This is a genomic window from Anaerobiospirillum sp. NML120511, from assembly GCF_023050955.1.
Taxonomy (GTDB): Bacteria; Pseudomonadota; Gammaproteobacteria; order Enterobacterales; family Succinivibrionaceae; genus Anaerobiospirillum.
In genome coordinates this window covers 1-5,635 of sequence record NZ_JALKIK010000079.1, presented here as the reverse complement: position 1 = coordinate 5,635, position 5,635 = coordinate 1, and the positions used below count along the sequence as shown (strand labels likewise).

General features: G+C 48.3%; 2 protein-coding genes. Both read right to left on the bottom strand.

Annotated features, from left to right (window positions below; all coding sequences use genetic code 11):
• Nucleotides 1–92: 92 nt before the first annotated feature.
• Nucleotides 93–1,841 carry a hypothetical protein gene (locus MXE39_RS12570; RefSeq protein WP_246979046.1) on the bottom strand — a complete coding sequence of 583 codons (1,749 nt, stop codon included), beginning with the start codon at nt 1,839–1,841 and terminating at the stop codon, nt 93–95.
• 260 nt (nt 1,842–2,101) lie between these two features.
• Entirely contained in the window at nt 2,102–4,234 is a 2,133-nt protein-coding gene (locus tag MXE39_RS12565) for a hypothetical protein (protein ID WP_246979047.1), read from the bottom strand.
• Between the last annotated feature and the right edge of the window lie 1,401 nt (nt 4,235–5,635).

The following is a 5,635-nucleotide window of genomic DNA, read 5'->3' as shown; positions in this document are numbered from 1 at the left end:
TTATGAGCTTAAACCTTTAGCACAATGCAGCTCATTTAAACTTGAACAGATTTTTAACAGGTCTGATTTATGCTTTGTCGAGTCAGCATGATTTATGTGATCTGGATCAAGGCGTGTGTTTCCCCTATTATGAAATCCTGACCTTTGAGGTTTTTCATGAAAACAGCAAGCTTGCGGGCATAGTCGAGGTTCTTTCTGTGCGTTGCGGCAGTTACCTCGCCGTTTTCCAAGAAAGGAGCTATCGGCCAGAAAAAGCAGCCGAAAGCCACACCGTCACTGTGAAGCATGTTGCTGGTCAGAGTAACTGAGCGGGCATGTTCGCAAAGCAGCTCATGGTACACGGTAAGGCCTGCATAAATGTCAGAGCGGTAGCCATTTGGGGGAATGCATCTGTCCTGAGCCTCATAGGTGATGTCCCTGAAAATCAGAGCTTCATCGGCAGCAAGGTGGATTTTGATGCCCATGGCCTTCAGTGTTGCAGGCAGCTCCCTCAGGCTTATGGAAGGACGTTTGCTTTCAAGTTCCTGAGCCTCAGCCTCATCGTCAATATTCTCAAAGTATCTGACTTTAAATTGAGTGAACATCTCTCCGAGCAGTCGGGATGTCAGGCGCATCAGCTGCAGTCTTTCAACTCCATAGGGCAGATATTCTCTGTCAGGGGCAGCATTAAATATCTGCAGGTCAAGGTGTCCGTCATCAGCGATTTCAAACCATGTACGCAGATTATCCCAGTCTACGGGCCCCTGGCCTCGTATGCCTCTGATGACATCAATCACCTCTGCAGTGGCCGGGGAAAAGCCAGCCGTAAAGTTCCAGCGGTGCTCGAGGCCCTGAATGCCCCTTTTGATCATGATAAGAAGCTCAAACAGACGGTATTTGTTGCCGTCAGCACAGAACTCGACCTCAATAATGCCCTGACAGAACATAAGCTCATAATGCAGATCTTCAAAGACCTCAGAAAAGACATGATCGAGCTGCTTTTTGCCCTCTTGCCACTGCTGTGAGCCGAATTTATCGGTTGAAAGCTTCTGGTAAAGCTCCTCTTCATATTGTAAAAACGAGTTCCACATGCACAGAACACGCTCCAGAAATGGAATGGTGAACAGGGGAACCTTGTTGAAGCGCTGCAGGTTATGAGATCGCACAAAAATCTTATTCTGAAGTCTCATCCAGCCGTAAAAATCACCGGAATCAGGCAGAACAGAATTGCCATAATTACCGTTGCGGGCATTTGCCTGATACTCAGAGGTCTGAGCCAGCGCCGCAGTTATGATCGCATCAACCTCTGCAGCGCTGCCATCTCCATCAGCATCAGCAGTCTGAGCGTCGTTGCCACCGGCGTCTGCCGTGTGGGCTCCATGGCCACCGGCATCAGCAGTCTGATCACCATTGCCCCCGTAAGTTGAGGGGCATTCGGCATTGTCAGGGCTTTGAAGGTCTGATGATCTGTGGGCTTCTGGATCGAGGGCGAGCTTAAATGGGAAGAGGGAGCGGGCTTTCTGGTAGAGTTCAGCTGCTTTTCTGGTGCTGTCGACAAGTCGTAACAGCTCACCAAGATAAAAACACAGCTCAAAGGTGTTACAAAAATCAGTCCTGATGCTCTCAAGAAACTCTATATTATGGTTTATAGCGCGTCTTACCTCAAATCCCTCAAGATTAAGCGAGTCGTAAAGGGCAGCTGTTAGAGCAGTGTAAAGCTCCATGCGTTCAGGACTGTCATGAGGGCAGCCCCAGTCAACCATGTCATGGCCCTTTGATGTAACAGAATTGAGCAGCTCCATAAGCTCCTCAAAACGGCTGCTGTCACTGATTAGCCTGTATTGCTCAAGAATAGTTGACATGTTCTTACTCCTAAGTTTCTACATTACACAAAAGGCCAGTTCAGCTGATCTTATGGGAGGCCGGTAAGAAATTTCTTCCCCGCAGACGAGGCTTGCAAAATGCCTGAAAGCAGGGCAGCAATGATACTGTTTTAGAAAGTAATATTAGCCACTGCAGCTGCCAGGCTGTACTCCCGTAAGTTCAGTTCCTGCAGGGCAGGCACATAAGGCAAGTGCAGGGCTGGCAGATAAGGCAAGTGGGGGGGCATGCCAGGCTGTGATTAATGAGACCTTCTGGTCATATTTCCAGATGAGCTAATAGTGATAACTCTTTCTTTATTGTTATGGTTATCATTATTTGCAGGTGCGACTGGAATGTAAGCGCCAGCTCCCTGAGATAGAGCTGTCTGCCTGATGGCGTCTAGGTCACACTCTCCTTCCCTGACAGCTTCTTTGAGGCATTCAAACTCAGGCCTTATGTGTACCAGCACGGATTCAGGGACAGGACAGAAACTGTGCATCCATGACATTGGTACTGAGGTGCTCTCAAGATATTCCCTTGCCCTGTTAGTTACTTTCTTTACATCCCAGGCCAGCATGTCAATCCAGCTGAACCTCTGACCGCATACGGTTGCTGTAATGGTGGCACAGGGACCGTCTGAATCTGCAGTAATGTACTCACCAAGGCGCCTGGCCAGGTCAAGGTTAAACTCAACATCAACTGCGTTGTCAGCGCCATCCTGTCCGGATGCACTGTCTGCAGTGGCTGCGCTATCTGAAGAGGCCTTGCTGTCTGCAGGTGGTGCGTGCTCAGACGGGGCAGAGCTGCTGTCTGAGTGACTGGCGGCGGCACGTGAGGGCCAGAAAAGGAAAACTGCACAGGCGCCGTCATCACAAAGCTGGTCAGCAAGCTTTGTTTTACCTGCCATATATTCACTGACCAGCGGAAGACATGAGGTTGTTCCGCTTATCAGGCCAGGGCGCTGCGAGGCATTGTTTGTAAGCGCGCTTTGAGATGGCTGCTCCATTGAGAAAATACGGGGCACATCCTTGCTGCGGATCAGTAGCCTGGCGCCGCGTTTTTTAAGCTCCTCAGGCAGAGAGCTGAGCACAAAGCTCTCCTTATTGCCATGTGCATCGATCAGTTCAATGGAGCTTATCCAGCGCAGTCGGGCCGCATCGCCAAGCAGCAGGGAGCACAGCAGCGACAGATCATTAATGAGCGTCTCTGAGCTCCTTTTACAATACCGTCCTGCAGCGCCCTGTAGTGTCTTCTGCAGTGAGTACTGCTTGCTACTGTTCATGTCAGAGCTCTGGCAGTCAGGCACACAGGCTATGAGCCTGAAAGCATTATTGTCAGCAGGCTCAAGCCGGACCATAACTGTTTCCGGGCTGATATTAAGGGCATAGCCACTGCCATTGACGCCTCCTGTGTCCCTGTCAGCGCAGCCGCCATTGTCTTTGTCGGCGCAACTGCCATCGCAATCCCCGCTGCGGCAGCCATAGTCCTTTTCGATGGCCTTGCTCATGCTGTTAATGATTTGAGCAGGGGAATGACGTGACAGTCCGGCACTGAAGGTCCAGCGTTCGCTCAGATGCGGCGGAGCATGTCTGACCATTTCAATCAGCTGATAAAGTCTCGGCAGGCTGCCTTGAGCAGCAAATTCCAGCTCTGCCTTGCTGTTGTGTACCTTTATGAGCAGACTCAGTCCGTCAAAGGCCTCGCTGAAAATATCAAAAATCCTGATGATGCAGTCAGCTGTCTCATTGCCTGTGAAAATGTCAGCAGCGTTTACTGCTGCCATGATTCGGGAGCTGGCTCTTGAGGACGGGACGGCTGCTGCAATAAAGATATCCTCTGACCATGACTGTACTGTGGTCAGCTCCTTATAAATCTGAGCTTCATCAAGCTCAAAGGCTTTCCAGGCGCGTTTTACACGGTCAACAAAGGGATAGTCAAAGACCTGATTGATGCTAAAGCGGAAACAGCGGTTAATTTCCCAGAACTGCTTACTGAAGATCTTAAGCGCCTGTTCTTTGGGCTTGCCACTTATTCGAGCAAGCTCAAAACAATGCGCATACCAGTGCCATGCGTCCTCACGCAGGTCCAGTGCATCAAATATCTGGGCGTTCATCAGGCACCACTGCAGATCCTCTCCGATACGTTCATGGCACAGATACAGGGCATTCTTAGCCTTGACCAGCATGCGACGCAGGTTGAGCCACTCCTCGTTGCTCTCTTCAAGTACAGCATGAGCAAACATCATCATCAGTGCGCACCAGCGTGATGACAAAGGCTTAACTCCCCAGTACTGCTCATCCCTGTTTTCAAGATCGACATCCTGAAATATGCTGACAATGGACTCATACTTTCTTCGGTCATACAGCTCTTTGACCTGTGTGGCTATGCTCATTTACAGACCTCATAAGGAGTAACAGCAAAACAGGCGTACGTACGCCAGTACGCTCATCGATACTTACAGCATTATGGTCCCTGAAAAGCGCAGGCCCCGCAACTTCCGCCTGTGGAAATTGCGAGGCCTTGCAAAAGTAATTTATGTATTTCAAGCATGCATGAGCACATTGAGCTTATTGATGCCTGATTTTATTACTGAGGCATGGCCTACTGACTTGATTCTTGCTAGTATGTTGGTCATAAAGGTTCCTTAACTGTGGTTTGAAATTTTTTAACAGTTTAACAAGGAGCCTTTTTCTATTTATGGCTGGTTCATCAGGTTTTTACAGAGTTTGTGACGTATTTTGAATTTTTCCCCAAAATCGGGAATAAAGTAGTAATTTCGCCTCCAAAATGCACCTCATGTGCTGGTAAAACTGCCCAAAACAAACATGCTTGGACATTGTTGGTGTGCAAGTGCCTGGTAATCGGCATAAATATCATATTTTGCTTAAGTACACGGGCATGACGTTTGGGTCACTTTTGAGCCGTTTTTACCCGTTTTTTCACAATTTTGAGCAGATTTGAGGGGATTTGATGGGATTTGGGCAGATTTGAGCACGGTAGACTAAAGGATACGACTGCAGACTTCTGTGTTTCACAGTGCAGAGCTCCAGTGGCTCATATGGCACTTTTGCCCGGTTTTGCAGCAGTTTTCGGGAACTTTTGGTCACTTATGAGCTGTTTTGCCCTGTTATTCACGATTTTTAGCAGATTTGAGCACAGCAGGCTAAAGAATACGACTGCAAACTTCTGTGTTTAAAAATGAATAGCTACCAGTGGCTTACCCAGTTGCTTAATATGGCACTCTTGCAGCCTTTTCCACGATTTTTACGATTCCGGGATCATCAGTTAACAGACAGATGTGCTGGCTGAGCACTGCCTTTACAGCAGTGTGCAGCACCTTACCGGCATCGACAGCCGGGTAGGACTGATAATCAATGAGCGTACGCCAGTCACTGCTCAGGACTGTACGTACGATGTCAGCTCAAGTATGCTGCGAAAAGTGCCTGACTGTCTGATGGGTGTTTTTACAGACTGTCTAATTATTCATGCTGATGTTTAAGCGTGTCTTCAAGGTCTCTCTCGAAGTCCTTGATGCTTTCGACAATGGTGGCCAGAACAATGAATGAAGCCGGGGTATCCGGTGACTTCACTGCATTAAGACGGCTTTTCAGCCTGTCAGTGACATTGCCAAAACGGGGTCACAACTGCTCAATAATCAACTTGCAACATATAGACAGACAATCTTGATGTTTTAAGTAAATTGAATAGAAATTGGTAAATATGTATAGGATAACTATGATGTCAATATAGTGTAGTTTTTTGGACTATTGGCATGGGGTCATTATGGTAGTCT